Genomic DNA, 17,281 nt, shown 5'->3' with positions numbered 1-17,281 from the left:
ACAGCCGCAAAGCACATTCAAAATGCTCTGCGGCTGCCGCTTTTTTAACGCAGTGTCCGCTGCGAAATTTACATTACGATGTGACCTGAGAATACTGTTACAGCGTCGCCTGTAAGATATACAGCCTCGTCTGTGTATCTTATCTTAAGAGTGCCTCCCTTAAGTATAACAGATATTTCCTCGTCCTTTTTGCAGAATCCGTTAAGAACAGCCGCAACTGCTGCTGCACAAGCACCGGTGCCGCAAGCCCAAGTTTCGCCGGAGCCTCTCTCCCATACTCTCATTTTGAGTGTGTGGTCGTCGATCACCTTGATGAACTCAGCGTTCACTCTCTCAGGGAATATCTTATCATGCTCGAACTCAGGACCTACCTTGTCAATGTCAAGGCTGTCAACATTGTTCATGAATACAACAGCGTGAGGGTTGCCCATTGAAACGCAGGTGATGTTGTAGTCATTTCCTGCAATGTTCACCTTTCTGTCAACTACCCTGCCGTTCTCGTCAGGCTCAAGTTCAACAGGAACAAGGTGAGGAGCAAGAATAGCCTTGCCCATGTTTACAGTAGCACCGCTTACCTCACCGTAGTGACGGATAAGTGAAACTGTCATGATACCCGAAAGTGTTTCGATAGTCATTTCGTCCTTGTCAACAATGCCGTTATCTCTCATGAACTTAGCAACGCATCTGATACCGTTTCCGCACATCTTGCCCTCAGAACCGTCAAGATTGAACATTCTCATCTTAGCGTCTGCGACCTTTGAACGGCAGATAAGGATAACACCGTCACCACCGATACCGAAGTGTCTGTCAGACAGATTGAGTGCCAGACCCTCAGGATTGTCTATTCTCTGGTCAAAGCAGTTGAAGTAGATGTAGTCATTGCCACAGCCCTGCATCTTTGTGAACTCAAATGTCTGCTTTTCAGTTCTCATGTTGTTGATATCAACTATCTCAGTAGTTGACTCAGTGTATTTACTTCTGATAGATGCCGCAATAGCGTTTGCGGTGTCGATAGAAGTCAGACAAGGAATGTTCCACTCAACTGTCTTTCTTCTTATCTTAACAGAATCTCTTGTAGGTATCCTGCCCTTTGAAGAAGTTGAGATAACATAAGCTATCTTTCCGCTCTCGATAAGTGTAAGAGTGTTGTTGTCCTCGTTCTCGTGTATCTTAGCAACTACCTCAGCGTCAATGCCATGCTCGTGAAGCACCTTAGCAGTGCCGTTTGTAGCGTATATCTTAAATCCAAGATCAGCGAACATCTTAGCCGTCTGTGGTATCTCGCCCTTGTCAGAATCTCTGACAGTGATGAATACTCCGCCCTTCTTGCCAAGCTTGTAGCCAGCAGCAGTAAGGCCCTTATACAGTGACTCTTCAAGAGAATTAGAAACTGCAAGTACCTCACCTGTTGACTTCATCTCAGGTCCAAGGTGGTTGTCAACGCCGATAAGCTTCTCGAATGAGAATACAGGAACTTTAACGGCAACATATGGTGAATTTCTGTAAAGACCAGTGCCGTAGCCCATGTCTTTCAGCTTCTCGCCAAGCATACACTTAGTTGCAAGGTCTACCATAGGAACGCCCGTTACCTTAGAAATGTAAGGGATAGTTCTTGAAGAACGTGGGTTTACCTCGATAACATATATCTCGTCATGGTAAGCGATATACTGAATGTTTACAAGACCCTTAGTGTTAAGAGCGATAGCAAGCTTCTTTGAGCATTCGATAATTCTGTTTATCAAGCTGTCAGAAACGTTCCATGCAGGATAAACCGCAATAGAGTCGCCTGAGTGGATACCTGTTCTCTCGATATGCTCCATGATACCAGGGATAAGAATATCCTCGCCGTCACAGATAGCGTCTATCTCAAGCTCAGTGCCCATAAGATACTTGTCTATAAGTACAGGGTTCTCTATTCCCTGGTCGAGAATGATAGCCATGTATTCCTTGATATCGTCATCGTTGAATGCGATTATCATGTTCTGTCCGCCGAGAACGTAAGAAGGTCTCATAAGAACAGGATAGTGTATCTTATTTGCAACCTCGAGAGCCTCGTCACAAGTCATAACAGTGAAGCCCTGCGGTCTCTTTATTTTCAGCTGTTCAAGCAGTTCGTCAAATCTCTCTCTGTCCTCAGCAGCGTCGATAGCGTCAGGAGGAGTACCAAGAATGTTTACACCATGCTCAGCCATATGCTTTGTGAGCTTGATAGCAGTCTGTCCGCCGAATGCCACAACAACTCCAACAGGCTTTTCAACTCTGATGATATTCATAACGTCCTCGTCAGTAAGAGGCTCGAAATAAAGTCTGTCAGCAGTATCAAAGTCAGTTGAAACTGTCTCAGGGTTGTTGTTTACGATAACAACGTCATAGCCCTTTTCTTTCAAAGCCCATACGCAGTGAACTGACGCATAGTCGAACTCGATACCCTGACCTATTCTGATAGGACCTGAACCGAATACTATAACAGTCTTTCTGTCATGACCCCTGTTTGCAATGAACTCGCTTGCCTCGTCCTCATTGTCATATGTTGAGTAGAAGTAAGGTGTCATAGCCGCAAACTCAGCCGCACAGGTATCAACCATTTTAAATACAGCATGAACAGGCTTTTCTATCTTCTTGCCTGTTATCTTCTCGATGACCTTATCAGTATAGCCTATCTTCTTAGCTTCAAGATAAGTTTCCTCGTTGAAGTTATTTTTGAGCGTCTTTTCCATGTCTATAAGCTTACAGAGCTTGTAGAGGAACCACTCGTCTATCTTAGTGATGCTGTGTATCTCATCAACAGAAACGCCACGTCTGAGAGCCTCGTATACAACGAAAAGTCTTTCGTCTGTGCAGTCAGAAAGTCTGTCATGGATAGTCTTGTCATCAAGGTCAAGCATCTTAGGTGAGATAAGGCAGTCATGACCTATCTCAGCACCTCTTACAGCCTTCATTATAGCCTGCTCAAAAGTTGAGCCGATAGCCATAACTTCACCAGTAGCCTTCATCTGTGTACCAAGCTCACGCTTAGCATAAACGAACTTGTCGAAAGGCCACTTAGGGAGCTTAACAACAACATAGTCAAGGGCAGGCTCAAAGCAAGCATAAGTCTTGCCTGTTACAGCATTCTTTATCTCGTCAAGAGTATATCCGATAGCTATCTGAGCTGCAACCTTAGCGATAGGATAACCTGTCGCCTTAGAAGCAAGTGCGGAAGAACGTGAAACTCTAGGGTTTACCTCGATAACAGCATACTCGAAGCTGTCAGGGTTAAGAGCGAACTGACAGTTACAGCCACCCTCTACTTTAAGAGTATCGATTATCTTCAAAGCCGCAGAACGGAGCATCTGATATTCCTTATCGGCCAGTGTAACAGCAGGAGCGATAACGATAGAGTCGCCTGTGTGAACACCAACGGGGTCAAAGTTCTCCATTGAGCAAACAGTGATAACGTTGCCCTTAGCGTCTCTCATTACCTCGAACTCTATCTCTTTCCAGCCTGCGATACATTTCTCAACAAGCACCTGAGTGATAGGTGAAAGATAAAGACCATTTCTTGTGATCTCTTTCAGTTCTTCTTCATCATTAACTATACCGCCGCCAGTACCGCCAAGGGTAAAAGCAGGTCTGATGATAAGAGGATAACCGATACCAGGCTGATTAGCGAAGTCTACAGCGTCCTCAACAGTATTAACGACCTTTGAAGGGATACATGGCTGACCGATAGACTCCATAGTGTCCTTGAACATCTGTCTGTCCTCAGCCTTGTCGATAGTTTCAGGGTTAGCACCAAGAAGCTTAACATTATACTTGTCAAGGAATCCCTCCTTAGCAAGCTGCATAGAAAGCGTAAGACCCGTCTGACCGCCAAGGGTAGAAAGCAGGCTGTCAGGGCGTTCTTTTTTGATAACTCTCTTAACAGTTTCAAGAGTAAGCGGCTCAATGTATATCTTGTCAGCCATAGCATTGTCCGTCATGATAGTAGCAGGGTTAGAGTTTATAAGAATAACCTCCAGACCCTCCTGCTTGAGCGCACGGCAAGCCTGTGTACCTGCATAGTCAAACTCTGCAGCCTGACCTATAACGATAGGACCCGAGCCGATAACGAGAACTCGCTTTATATCTTTATTTAAAGGCACTTAAATTCAATCCTTTCTGAAAAGTTTAGGGAAACGCTGAAAGTGAGGAGTGAGGAGTGAGGAGTTATCCCTTCTCACACTCTCGAAAACCGCACCCAGCAACCCTCTGTGTTAAAGCTTAACGACCTCAGTAAAACATAATGTAGGGGCGAACAGCGTTCGCCCGTTCACTATCACGACCGCCCCATATAAAAGCCGCTCGAATAATGAACACTACAATAGTCATATCAAACACATTCCGTCAGCCACGGGCGAACACTGTTCGCCCCTACTGTTGCAGAAACTGAGATCAATAATTTCTATACTTCAAAAAAACAGAGCTTATTTCTTGTTAGTGTCAATGAGCTCAATAAACTCATCAAACAAGAAGTCAGTATCATGCGGACCACCACAAGCCTCTGGGTGGAACTGTACAGAAAATGCAGGCTCGTTGAGATATCTGATACCCTCACAAGTGCCGTCATTGGCATTTACATAAAGCACCTTTGCTTCACCCTCAGGGAGCGAATCGTTCTCTACTGCATATCCATGGTTCTGTGATGTTATGTAAACTCTGCCTGTTTCTGTGTTCTCAGCAGGCTGGTTTGCACCTCTGTGACCATACTTCAGCTTGTGTGTCATCGCACCATGTGCAAGCGCCAAAAGCTGATGGCCCAAACAAATTCCAAAAGTAGGTATCTTCATCTCAGAAAGCTTTTTAAGCTCCTCGATTATCTCCACATTCTCCGCAGGATCTCCAGGGCCGTTTGAAAGCATTATGCCGTCAGGTGCAAGCTCCTTTATCCTCTCTGCCTTTGTGTATGCAGGAACAACAGTTACCTCGCAGCCTCTCTTAACAAGCTCTCTTCCAATGTTGTGCTTTGCGCCAAAATCGTAAAGCACTACCTTTCTCTTGACCTCTCCCTCAGGCTCGAATGTTTTCTCCTCCGAGCAGGTCGTGTTCTTTACAGCCTCAACTATCGTGTAGTTCTTCAGATCTGTCAGTCCGAAGCTTGAACCCTCAGGAACGATCTTTCCGTTCATAACACCCGACTCACGAACTATTTTTGTGAGCTGACGAGTGTCGATACCGTAAAGACCAACGATGTTATGCTGCTTTAAAAAAGTGTCAAGATCACCCTCACAACGGAAGTTGCTAGGCTCTTGACACCAATCTCTAACAATATAAGCTTTAACATGAGGACATTCACTTTCAAAATCCTCAGGAATAACACCATAGTTACCAATTAACGGAAATGTCTGAACAACTATCTGTCCGTAGTAACTAGGGTCAGTAAGTGTTTCGAGATAGCCTGTCATGGCCGTAGTAAAAACAATTTCGCCAATAGCTTCGCCAGCTGCGCCGAAACTTTTACCCTCGAAAATAGTACCGTTCTCCAAAATCAGATACGCCTTCTGCACTATAAGCTCCTCCTTTTTCACGCAAATTTTTACGATTACTATTATAACACAACCGCCTGCCTTTGTAAAGGCTTTTAACACTTTTTTTAGTTTTTATTTTTCAGTGTAAAATAAAAAACGAGCAGACTGAAGTCCACTCGTAAAAACCTTATTCCGCAGCCGCAGATACAGCCCCGCTTTTCTGTTCACGTTCTCTGAAAATAAGTCCGAAAACAAACCTCACTATCGGACCTGCAAAGAGCCATAGGAAAATTCATAGCCGTTGTTTCTAACCATACCGCAATAACTTCCCTGCCTGCGTCCTTAAAAAGCAGCGTAGCCGCAAGGCTCATGAGTGGGCACATAAAAATAACAGAGATAACAGATATGGCAAGCACAAGATGAAAAGGATTATCCTTTCTCACATCAACAATGCTGAAAGCCTTTTTCTTTGCTATCTTTCCCACAGCAAAAAAGTCAAGAACAAAAGCTATCGGAGCCATTATCAAAAGCTCATGAAAAGCCTTGAGAAATACGGCATTTGACATTCCGCCCATGTTGAGTGCAATGTTGTAGCATATCATGGCGTATACCATCACAAACACCATCAGCACCGTAAAAACTATCTCCTGAAACAAATTCTTTGGCATAAAAAAATCCTCCTTATGATATCAAACCTACAGCCCTTTCGCAGACGCTGTGTTGTTCGTTATCATTCAGAGAATGTGCGTTTCCAATATAAACCTGTCTTAACAATATTCTATTGCTGTATTCCTTACCCATTTATTTTACCATATTTTAAGCCTGCCGTCAATTATCCAAATATGCAGAATATTTTCAAAAACTTGTCGAAAAAAATATATACTTTTACACAAAAAAACGAGCAGACCGAAGTCCACCCGTCTAAAATACTATTTTCTCTTTTTCAACGCCGCTTTAAGCCCTCTCATGATAACATCTCTCGCCTTAACAGCGTCCTCCTTGTCAAGAGGCGGCGTATCACCAAGAGGATAATCTATACCGAGCTGCTCATACTTTACCTTGCCCATGGTGTGATAAGGCAAAACGTCAAGCGCTTTCAGCGTCTTTAGCTGAGAAATAAATTCACCCAGCCTGAAAAGATATTCTTCCTTGTCCGTGATACCCGGCACAACAACATGACGTATCCATATAGGCACACCATGCTCCGACAAAAACTTCGCAAACGCAAGAATGTTGTCATTGTAATGCCCCGTAAGCTTCTTGTGCTCCTCACGGTCAATATGCTTGATATCCAGCATAACAAGGTCAGTGCATTTGCAAAGCCTTTCAAACTTTTCCGTGCTGTCAGGCGTAAAAGTGATGCCCGAGCTGTCAAGACAAGTGTGTATCCCCTTTTCCTTAGCCTTTTCAAAAAGCTCCGTCACAAAGTCTATCTGCACCAAAGGTTCACCGCCCGTGCAGGTAATTCCGCCGTTTTTCATGAACTCTTTTACCGAGTCATATTCCGCCAGCAGACTTTCAACCGTCCTCTTTGTACCTGTGCCTATCTTCCAAGTATCAGGATTGTGGCAGTAAAGACACCGCATAGGACAGCCCTGAAAGAAAATAACAAACCTTATCCCCGGTCCGTCCACCGTACCAAAGCTTTCCGTAGAATGTATAAATCCCTCCATGGGATATCCCTCCTTTTTTATTTCACATAAACGCACGCCCGTTCAGCCTGCACAAACCATTCTGTAGGGGACGGCGCCCTCGACGTCCCGTTTCTGCTCGCTCACAAATTTATATCACCGCACACCTATCCACAAAAAGTAACAAACGAGCGGCAGCTCTCATCCACATAAAACAAGATGTTCCATGTAAGACGACGCCGACCGCCCGTGTGCATATTATCCGCAAAGAAACTCATTCTATGCGGCAAAGCTCAAATTAAAGGCTCTTGTGGAACGTTCTTGAAATAACGTCGTCCTGCTGCTCCTTAGTAAGCTTTACGAAGTTTACAGCGTAGCCTGAAACTCTGATAGTGAGCTGTGGATACTTCTCAGGGTGAGCCTGAGCGTCCAGAAGAGTTTCTCTGTTAAGTACATTTACATTAAGGTGATGACCGCCTTTTTCAGCATATCCGTCAAGAAGTCCGATAAGGTTGTCTACCTGTGCCTCTGTTGGTTCAAAGTTTGCCATAGTATTACATTCCTTTCTTAGTATTTATGGAAAACAAGCGGAGAACGAACCTCCGCCGTTTTCTAAAATAGGGAGTTAATCTTCATCCCTGTCAACAGCGTCCTCTTCTGTAGGCTGACAGCAAGCCGTCTTGCCGTCACCGCCACAATCGGAAGTGCTGTAAGTTTTAACGTTCAGACCTTCTTCAGTTTCGTCAATGTCTATCGTAAGATGACCCTGACCGCCCATCATAAGTCTGTCAATGACGTCAACAAGCTCGTTTACCTGAGCCTCGTCCTCGTCCTTTTTAACATTAAACCCCATCTTCATTAAGCTCCTTAGCTATGCTTTCGATATCAAGGTCGCCCATGAATACCTTGTCGTCCTTGCCAAGAGCGTCAGGAATGATAGAGAATGTGTTTGAGATACCGTCCTGAGCGTGTCTGAATGGCAGCTTAGCAACTGAAGAAAGTGAAGCAGAAGCGCCGTGAGTATCTCTGCCGTGCATTGGGTTAGCACCAGGAGCAAGAGGTACACCGATCTTTCTTCCGTCAGGTGTAGAACCAGTCTTCTTACCATAAACAACGTTAGATGTGATAGTAAGGATAGACATTGTAGGAACACCATCTCTGTATGTGTGGTGTTTTCTGATCTTGTCCATGAATGTTCTAACGAGGTCAACAGCGATCTTGTCAACTCTCTCGTCGTTGTTACCATACTTAGGGAAATCGCCCTCAACTTCGTAGTCAGTTACGATTCCGTCCTCATCTCTGATGCACTTTACCTTAGCGTACTTGATAGCAGAAAGTGAGTCAGCAACAACTGACAGACCAGCGATACCTGTAGCGAAGTATCTCTTAACATCTCTGTCATGAAGAGCCATCTGAACTCTCTCATAAGAATACTTATCGTGCATATAGTGGATAACGTTCAGTGTATTTACATACAGACCAGCCAGCCACTCCATCATATCGTCATACTTAGCCATTACATCATCATAATCGAGGTAATCGCCTGTAACCGGACGATACTTAGGACCTACCTGTATCTTAAGTCTTTCGTCAACACCGCCGTTGATAGCATAAAGCAGGCACTTAGCAAGGTTAGCTCTTGCACCGAAGAACTGCATTTCCTTACCGATCCTCATTGAAGATACGCAGCAAGCGATAGCGTAGTCGTCGCCGTGTGTAACTCTCATAAGGTCGTCGTTCTCGTACTGGATAGCAGAAGTCTTGATAGAAGTCTTAGCACAGAACTTCTTGAAGTTTGCAGGAAGCTTTGTGCTCCACAGAACTGTCATGTTTGGCTCTGGTGCAGGACCAAGGTTCTCAAGTGTGTGGAGATATCTGAATGAAGTCTTTGTTACCATTGGAACGCCGTCGATAGAAACGCCGCCGATAGACTCTGTTACCCAAGTTGGGTCGCCTGAGAACAGTGAGTTATACTCAGGTGTTCTAGCGAACTTAACAAGTCTGAGCTTCATGATGAAGTGGTCGATAAGCTCCTGAGCCTCCTGCTCTGTGAGGATACCTCTGTCCATATCTCTCTTGATGTATATATCGATAAATGTAGAAGTTCTGCCAAGTGACATTGCAGCACCATTCTGCTCCTTAACAGCAGCAAGGTAGCCGAAGTACAGCCACTGGATAGCTTCCTTAGCGTTCTTAGCAGGACGTGAGATATCGTAGCCGTAGATCTCGCCAAGCTTCTTGAGTTCGCCAAGGGCTCTGATCTGCTCAGAAAGCTCTTCTCTGAGTCTGATGTTCTTAGAAGTCATTCTTACCAGTGAAGTAGCAAGCTGATCCTTCTTGTCCTCAACGAGATAGTCTATACCATAAAGAGCAACTCTTCTGTAGTCGCCTATGATTCTTCCTCTGCCGTAAGCGTCTGGAAGACCTGTGATGATAGCAGCGTGTCTGGCAAGCTTCATCTCAGGTGTGTAAGCGTCAAAAACGCCCTGATTGTGAGTTTTTCTATATTCAGTAAAGATCTTTACAACTTCAGGATCAACTGTGTAGCCGTTCTGCTCGCAAGCATTCATAGCCATTCTGATACCGCCGAAAGGCTGAAGAGAACGCTTGAAAGGCTTGTCAGTCTGGAAACCAACGATCTTTTCAAGATCCTTGTTAAGGTAACCAGGGCCGTGTGAGGTGATAGTAGAAACGATCTTAGTGTCCATATCGAGAACACCGCCGGCTTCTCTCTCCTTCTTTGAAAGCTCCATTACCTGTTCCCAGAGCTTAGTAGTTGCTTCTGTAGGGCCTGTAAGGAAGCTGTCGTCACCGTCATATGGTGTGAAGTTCTTCTGGATAAAATCACGAAGATTGATAGAAGTGTTTGACCATCTGCCGGGCTTAAAGCCTTCCCATTCGTCATAAAACTGTCTTTCCATTTTATACTCTCCTGACATAAGATTTCGGGCAGCACATATTACCTCAATATTCAGTATTGCATACCTATTAATAATACTACCGCTCGTATGTTAAAATAATAACATACTTCAAAATCAAAGTCAAGTCACATTCAGAAATATTACTCTTACGCCATACTTCTTTCATATGTTAGAATCGGTTACCCAATTCACGGAAAATTATTTGAATAAAAAAAGTGATCGCCTCCAAAAAAGTCCAAACATTTTTTACAACAAAAGCGGTGCAGAGCATTCCGCTCCGACACCGCTTTGTAATTGATTTTTTTTGCAATTCTTCTATTGCTTTTCTGCACCGCTTAGTAGGCTTGCACCTATAGAGGCTCTGCCTCAAGCTCCGACAGGGCTTTGCCCTGTACCCACAATGGGTTTCACCCCTTGACCCTGACCAGGGGCGTGCCCCTGTACCTTTTGCTCGCTTCGCTCGTGTGTGCTTTTACCTTGTATTGGTGATTTGCTCGGTATGGCGCTGCCATTCCTCACTCCTCACTCCTCACTTAAAAACTACGCTCTCTCGACTTTGAGCAGATTTGTCGTTCCGCTCATTCCAAGCGGTACTCCTGCTGTAATAACGACAAGGTCGCCCTTCTTCAGATAGCCAAGCTCCACAGAACGCTCCAGAGCGTGTCTGATGAGTTCGTCAGTGTTTGTTTTTTCTTCGATAACGCCTGCTCTGATACCCCATGAAAGGCTGAGCTGATGATATGTTGTATCGTCAGTTGTAAGTGCGATTATAGGACAGTTCGGACGGAATTTTGAAAGCGTTCTTGCTGTTGTTCCGCCCTTTGTTACTGTCAGGATCGCTACAGCATTAAGGTCATGGGCAGTTGTAACAGTAGCGTGTGAGATAGCGTCAGTGATAGATGAATTTCTCTCGTCTGCTCTTTTCTTGAAACGTGAGATATAGTCGATATCCTTTTCGGTCGTTTCTGCGATAAGGCTCATGGTCTTGACAGCCTCAACAGGATATTTACCTGCGGCAGTTTCCCCTGAAAGCATTATAGCAGACGAGCCGTCATAAATAGCGTTTGCAACGTCGGTTATCTCGGCTCTTGTAGGACGTGCGTTTGTTATCATAGACTCCAGCATCTGAGTTGCTGTGATAACGTTCTTGCCTGCGTTGTAGGCTTTTCTGATAAGCTCTTTCTGTATAGCAGGTATCTGCTCGAAAGGTATCTCAACGCCCATATCTCCTCTTGCTACCATTATTCCGTCAGCAGCGTCAAGGATCTCGTCGATGTTGGCAACACCCTGAGCGTTTTCTATCTTAGCGATAATTCTAGGATTGAACCAGCCAAGGCTCTGGGTAAATTTTCTAAGATAAATAACGTCAGCGCCTGTTCTTACGAATGAAGCTGCGATATAGTCAAATCCCATTTTTGCGCCAAATTCAAGGTCAGCCATATCAGCGTCAGAGATATAAGGCATAGAAAGGTTTACGTCAGGAACGTTGATACCCTTGTGGTCGGAAACAACTCCACCGTGGATAACTTCGCAGACGATGTCAGTGTTGTCAACTCTCAGTGCTTTCAGCTCGATATTTCCGTCATTGATAAGTATTCTAGTGCCTACAGAAACGTCCTTTGGAAGCTGTGGAAATGTGATAGAGCAGATAGTTTCATCACCCTCCACTTCTCTTGTGGTAAGTGTGAACGTATCACCGTCCTTGATAGTAACAGGCTTGTGATCCTTAAAATTTTTAAGTCTTACCTCAGGTCCTTTTGTATCAAGAAGAGTTGCAATATTAACGCCAAGTTCTTCCCTTAGCTTGCATACAGTTTCAAAACGAGCCTTATGAACACTGTGGTCAGAGTGTGAGAAATTGAATCTCGCAACGTCCATGCCGTTTTTCATAAGCTCACGCATAATGTTTTCGTCATCTGTGGAAGGTCCGATAGTGCATACGATCTTAGTTTTTTTCATTTTTACTCTCCTAACATACATTACTATTTCAACGCATTAGCGTTTTAATCCAAAAAAACAAAGCTTTTTCATTTATTATAACCGATTTTAACTTAATCGTCAATAGCACAATGTATAATTTGTGTAAAATCGAAAAACAAAATCATACATTTTTCAAAACAAAAAAACGGACGGTCTTAATAACCGCCCGTTGAACATCTTATCTTCCGAAGCAATCCTCGCAAAGCTCACGAAGATCCTTTGCCGCCTTTTCAATATCAGGCTGAGAAACCACCGCAGAAACTACTGCAGCGCCGTCAATACCCATACCCTTAAAGTTCGGCACAGTTTTTTGATTAACTCCGCCTATTATTACGATAGGGATATCCACAGCGGCTCTTATTTCTGCAAGCTGTTCCTTTGTGACAGCTCTTGCGTCTGTCTTTGTGTTGGTGGCATACATTGCACCAACGCCAAGGTAATCTGCACCGTCTGCCTGTGCTTTTTTAGCTTCTTCAAGAGTTGCCGCAGAAATACCTATTATCTTGTCCTCACCGAGGATTTTTCTTGCAACTGCACATGGCATATCGCTCTGTCCCAGATGAACGCCTGCACAGTCAACAGCCTGTGCGATATCAAGTCTGTCGTTGATGATAAGCGGCACACTGTATTTGTCCGTTATCTTTTTTACTCTGACTGCAAGCTCATAGAACTCTCTTGAAGTGCAGTCCTTTTCTCTTAGCTGGATAACTGTACAGCCGCCTTTTACGCCCTCCTCTACCGACTGCTCGATAGTTTCGCAGGACATAAGTCCACGGTCAGTGCAGAGATAAAGCGTGTAGTCAATTTTCAATTTGTCCATTTTTTTACCCTCTTATCTTTTATCATAAAATAACTTCCATACCTGTCTTGTATGGCTTCAGCCCTGCTTTTCCGTAAAATTTTCTTGCCGATGGATTACACTCCCACACGTTGAGAGTAACATTATAACAGCCCTGCTCCTTAGCGAATTTCTTCACCGCCTCGTAAAGTACCGAGCCGATATGCTGACCTCTGCAATTTTCATCAACGCACAGATCGTCGATATACAAAGTCTTTATATCCGTGAGAACATTGTCGCCCTTATGCTCCTGAAACACACAAAAAGCGTAGCCCTTCATCACATCATTTTCATCAACTGCGGCAAATATAGGCTTTGTTTTATCCTTGAGCATATCTTTAAGCTCGTTATCAGTATACTTTTTCGCACCCTCTTTAAAAAGGTCAGGTCTGCCCTGCTGATGAACTCTCTCTACCTGATAGAGCAAGCTGTTCATTTGCGGTATATCCTTTTCACAAGCAAATCTTACGGTCATTTTTCATTCTCCTTTGTATGAAAAAGTATAATATGCAATGCAAACGGACGAACACTGTTCGCCCCCGCAAGCAACATCACCACATAAAATTTAGTGGCATCACACTGATATGATACCACTAAATCTGAAATATTGCAATACTAAACTTCTTCTATCTTAGCCTTAGCCGCAAATACCTGACTATTCATTTTGCTGATTGCGTCAATGATAGAAATATGGAAGCTTCCTGAGCCTATCTCTCCAGCATTTTCATATGCGAACTCGCCTGCTATGCCCATGCTTGCAATGCCTGTTACAGCGGCGGTATACATATCGTCGCAAGCACCTGCGAATGAGCCTACAAGTCCTGTTGTCATACAGCCTGTGCCTGTTACCTTTGAAAGATATGGGTGACCGTTTGATATCCTTGCGACTCTTTTTCCGTCTGTTATTGTATCCACTGCACCTGTTATAGCTGCAACGCAGTTATACTTTGCTGCTGTTTTTTTCGCAACGGAAACAGGGTCGTTTTTCTCGTCAGCTTCCGAGGTGTCAACACCCTTTGTGGAAACTTCTAGTCCTGCAAGATATGACATTTCAGAAAGATTTCCTCTGAGTATGCTTATTTTCACATTTTCAAGTATACGCTTTGCAGTTTCATTTCTGAAATTTGATGCGCCTGCTCCAACCGGGTCAAAAACCACAGGAACGCCAAGCTCGTTGGCTTTCTTTCCAGCAGCTACCATTGACTCGACCGTTCTTGCATTGAGAGTACCCATGTTTATAACGAGAGCCTTTGAGATAGAAGTTATATCTGCTGCTTCTGCGATATCGTCTGCCATGATAGGTGAAGCGCCAATGGCGAGAATGCAGTTTGCAACGTCATTTACAGTAACATAATTTGTGATACAATGCACCAAAGGGCATATATCTCTTACCTTGTCTGCTGCTTTCGCACAGCTTTCAATTATAGTGCCCATTATGCTCTTACCTCCTTTGAGAAGCCAAGGAAATTATCAAATACTTTTGCCTTTTTAAGAGCTGTAACGATAACGATAGCAAGAACTGTACCGCCTGCACAGCTTACAAAGAAAGGCAGGATATAAACTGTTATTGCTACGGCTGGTGCGCCAACGAGAAATCTGGCAACAGGGTATGCAAGAAGTCCGCCGAGGACTGACGTGCCGAAAAGCTCGCCGACATAAGCGGCAGGGAGCTTCTTTATGTACTTATAGAGCATACCTGCAACGAATGCGCCAACCATTGAGCCTGGGAACGCAAGGAGAGAGCCAAGTCCCAGAAGATTTCTGAGAAGTGCGGCTGTGAAGCCAACGCCCACTGCCCATGCAGGTCCAAGGAAAACTGCACCGATTATGTTTACAAGGTGCTGAACAGGTGCGCACTTTGAAGCGCCGATAGGGAACGAAACAAGCGAACCTACCACTGCAAGGGCTACCAATACTGCTGCGAATACCAATTTGTGAATGTTTGTCTTTTTCATTTTTATTCCTCCATATCGTATCGCACCGCCGAACGAAAAAGAGCAAGTTATCCAGCGGCGCACAGACCGCGGCTATGCTATCCGCTCACGATCTGACGTAAATTATTTTCGGTCGGTGCTCCATTGCACCCTCTCACCCCGAAACACGGGTTCCCTCGCTGAATACTTTTTATGAAAAAGTTCGCAAGACGCTCCTCTTGCACATTACATTCTTTTTATATCTGCTCTCATGTAATTGTCCGATTTTTCGTACAATTGTCGAGCTGACATTCAATTTTTATATCATGCGGGCGAACGCTGTTCGCCCATACATCGAGTTTTCTACTTCTCTGAGCAGAACTTTACCTCTTTGCCCTCGAGTATCATGTTTGTTGTTCTAACGGCACACATCTTGCCGCACATTGAGCAGGTATGTCTGTCGGCAGGTGGGGTCTGCTCAAAGAATCTTCTTGCCTTTTCACCGTCAAGTGCTATTTCGAACATTTCGTCCCAATCCATTTTGTGACGTGCCGCTGCCATTTTATCGTCGATATCTCTTGCACCCTTTACGCCCTTTGCGATATCGGCGGCATGGGCTGCTATCTTGCTGGCGATTATGCCTTCCTTAACGTCGTCAACATCAGGAAGTCTGAGATGCTCGGCAGGAGTAACATAGCAGAGGAAGTCTGCACCGCTTGCTGCGGCGATAGCTCCGCCGATGGCTGATGTGATATGGTCATAGCCAGGGGCGATATCTGTTACCAGAGGTCCAAGGACATAGAAAGGTGCGCCGTGGCATATCTTCTTTTCCATTATCATATTTGCGGCGATCTCGTTCATTGCCATATGACCCGGACCCTCTACCATTACCTGAACGTCCTTTTCCCACGCTCTCTTTGTGAGGTTGCCAAGCTCGATAAGCTCGGAGATCTGAGCGGCGTCGGAAGCGTCTGCAAGACATCCCGGACGGAGTGCGTCGCCAAGTGAGATAGTAACGTCATACTCTCTGAGTATTTCAAGCACCTCGTCATAATACTCGAAGAATGGGTTTTCATTGCCTGTCATCATCATCCATGCGAAGAGCAGTGAACCGCCACGGGAAACGATATTCATTTTTCTTCCCTCACGTCTGAAAGCCTCTACTGCACGTCTGTTGATACCTGCGTGGATAGTCATAAAGTCAACGCCCTCTTCTGCATGGGCTTTTACTACCTTAAGAAAGTCCTGAGCTGATATCTCAAGGAGGTCTTTATCGAGGTAGCCGATAGCGTCATACATAGGAACAGTGCCTATCATGGCAGGCGACTTTGCTACTAGCTCTTTTCTGAAAGTATTGGTCTTGCCGTAGTTTGACAGATCCATGATAGCTTCAGCGCCGAACTTGATAGCCATATCCACTTTCTGCATCTCAATGTCATAATTCTTAGCGTCCCCTGAGATACCGAGGTTTACATTTATCTTAGTTTTAAGACCTTTACCGATACCCTCGGCAGAGAGAGCAGTATGGTTTACGTTGGCAGGGATCGCCACCTGACCTGCCGCAACAAGAGCCATAAGCTCGTTTACGTCCATATTTTCTTTCTTAGCCACTGTTTCCATTTCAGGGGTAACGATACCCTTTTTAGCGGCTTCCATTTGAGTTTTATAATTTCTCATAGAACAGTTCCTTTCAAATCGTAATAGTCATAAAAGTGATTAACGGGGCTATGTCCTTTGCCCACTGTGAATGATTTTTCTATTGCCTCGGTGATATAGTTTTTCGCCTTTGTTACAGCGGAGAGCATATCCATACCGTGGGCAAGGTTTGCAGTTATGGCAGATGACAAAGTACAGCCAGTGCCATGGGTATTAGGCGAATCAACACGCTTGCAGGCAAGCTTATGAACGCCCTCTGGGGTACAGAGATAATCCACAGCGTCGCCAGTGAGATGACCGCCTTTGACGAGGACGTTTTTTACGCCCATATCCATTATTATCCTTGCGGCTTTTTCCATATGGTTTTCATTCTTTATCTCCAAGCCTGAGATAGCTTCGGCTTCGGGGATATTCGGTGTAAGGAGCGTAACTATAGGAAAGAGCTTTTCCCTCATGGTGGAAACAGTTCCGCCCTCAGAGAGAGCATCGCCGCTTGTAGCGACCATGACGGGATCGCAGACGATAATACTTGGTTTATACTCATTAAGCTTATCCGCAACTGCTGAAATAATTTCGGCAGTTGGGAGCATACCGAGTTTTACGGCATCGACGTGGATATCCTCAAACACAGCGTCTATCTGTTTTTGTATCTCCTCAACGGGTACGTTGAAAACAGACAGCACACGGGTAGTATTTTCAGCGACGACAGAGGTAATAACGCTCATGCCGAAAGTTTCATTAGCGCTGAAAGCTTTAAGGTCGGCTTGTATACCTGCGCCGCCGGAGCAATCCGAGCCTGCCACTGACAAACATTTTAACATACTTTATTCCTTTCTTATGGAAAAGGGGAAACAAA

The 17,281-nt window shown here is 44.7% G+C and carries 14 protein-coding genes; all 14 read right to left on the bottom strand.

The genetic code is table 11. The features are described 5' to 3' along the window. Positions 1–68 precede the first annotated feature (68 nt). The 14 genes from carB to thiD all read right to left on the bottom strand — a co-directional run bounded on the left by carB (position 69) and on the right by thiD (position 17,246). Positions 69–4,124 carry a carbamoyl-phosphate synthase large subunit gene (gene carB / locus OCV57_RS01045; RefSeq protein ID WP_117939577.1) on the bottom strand — a complete coding sequence of 1,352 codons (4,056 nt, stop codon included), beginning with the start codon at positions 4,122–4,124 and terminating at the stop codon, positions 69–71. 321 nt (positions 4,125–4,445) lie between these two features. Continuing rightward, positions 4,446–5,525 (bottom strand): carbamoyl phosphate synthase small subunit, encoded by a 1,080-nt coding sequence (locus OCV57_RS01040; protein WP_370817497.1) that lies wholly within the window; start codon positions 5,523–5,525, stop codon positions 4,446–4,448. Between the two features lie 185 nt (positions 5,526–5,710). Then, positions 5,711–6,154, bottom strand: coding sequence for a DUF2798 domain-containing protein (locus tag OCV57_RS01035; protein WP_394804258.1), 444 nt, complete (start codon positions 6,152–6,154; stop codon positions 5,711–5,713). A gap of 261 nt (positions 6,155–6,415) precedes the next feature. Continuing rightward, on the bottom strand, positions 6,416–7,159 hold the full coding sequence (gene pflA / locus OCV57_RS01030) for a pyruvate formate-lyase-activating protein (protein ID WP_117878014.1): 744 nt from the start codon (positions 7,157–7,159) through the stop codon (positions 6,416–6,418). 256 nt (positions 7,160–7,415) lie between these two features. Continuing rightward, the gene (gene grcA3, locus OCV57_RS01025; RefSeq protein ID WP_022287416.1) at positions 7,416–7,667 is read right to left on the bottom strand and encodes an autonomous glycyl radical cofactor GrcA3; all 252 of its coding nucleotides are present in this window, start codon (positions 7,665–7,667) and stop codon (positions 7,416–7,418) included. Between the two features lie 75 nt (positions 7,668–7,742). After that, entirely contained in the window at positions 7,743–7,970 is a 228-nt protein-coding gene (locus OCV57_RS01020; protein ID WP_022287417.1) for a hypothetical protein, read from the bottom strand. Next, complete coding sequence (gene pflB / locus OCV57_RS01015; protein WP_256322392.1) at positions 7,960–10,038, bottom strand: formate C-acetyltransferase; 2,079 nt, start codon at positions 10,036–10,038, stop codon at positions 7,960–7,962. The genes OCV57_RS01020 and pflB overlap by 11 nt, the downstream gene beginning before the upstream one ends. Before the next feature lie 540 nt (positions 10,039–10,578). Further along, positions 10,579–11,997 (bottom strand): pyruvate kinase, encoded by a 1,419-nt coding sequence (gene pyk / locus OCV57_RS01010; RefSeq protein ID WP_046439974.1) that lies wholly within the window; start codon positions 11,995–11,997, stop codon positions 10,579–10,581. A gap of 199 nt (positions 11,998–12,196) precedes the next feature. Next, on the bottom strand, positions 12,197–12,838 hold the full coding sequence (gene thiE, locus OCV57_RS01005; protein ID WP_195246155.1) for a thiamine phosphate synthase: 642 nt from the start codon (positions 12,836–12,838) through the stop codon (positions 12,197–12,199). 22 nt (positions 12,839–12,860) lie between these two features. Then, entirely contained in the window at positions 12,861–13,331 is a 471-nt protein-coding gene (locus OCV57_RS01000) for a GNAT family N-acetyltransferase (protein ID WP_195246152.1), read from the bottom strand. Positions 13,332–13,471: 140 nt separating this feature from the next. Beyond that, positions 13,472–14,290 carry a hydroxyethylthiazole kinase gene (gene thiM, locus OCV57_RS00995; RefSeq protein ID WP_051706837.1) on the bottom strand — a complete coding sequence of 273 codons (819 nt, stop codon included), beginning with the start codon at positions 14,288–14,290 and terminating at the stop codon, positions 13,472–13,474. Next, entirely contained in the window at positions 14,290–14,811 is a 522-nt protein-coding gene (gene thiW / locus OCV57_RS00990; RefSeq protein WP_267300233.1) for an energy coupling factor transporter S component ThiW, read from the bottom strand. The genes thiM and thiW overlap by 1 nt, the downstream gene beginning before the upstream one ends. Positions 14,812–15,132: 321 nt before the next feature. Further along, entirely contained in the window at positions 15,133–16,446 is a 1,314-nt protein-coding gene (thiC, locus tag OCV57_RS00985) for a phosphomethylpyrimidine synthase ThiC (protein WP_118159186.1), read from the bottom strand. Continuing rightward, positions 16,443–17,246: a bifunctional hydroxymethylpyrimidine kinase/phosphomethylpyrimidine kinase gene (gene thiD, locus OCV57_RS00980; RefSeq protein WP_046439964.1), complete on the bottom strand. Its 804-nt coding sequence runs from the start codon at positions 17,244–17,246 to the stop codon at positions 16,443–16,445. The genes thiC and thiD overlap by 4 nt, the downstream gene beginning before the upstream one ends. Positions 17,247–17,281 lie beyond the last annotated feature (35 nt).

The sequence above is a fragment of the Hominimerdicola aceti genome (genome assembly GCF_025567495.1).
Taxonomy (GTDB): domain Bacteria; phylum Bacillota; class Clostridia; order Oscillospirales; family Ruminococcaceae; genus Hominimerdicola; species Hominimerdicola aceti.
Note: the sequence above shows the minus strand (reverse complement) of the source record. Positions and strands in the feature narration are given on the sequence as shown.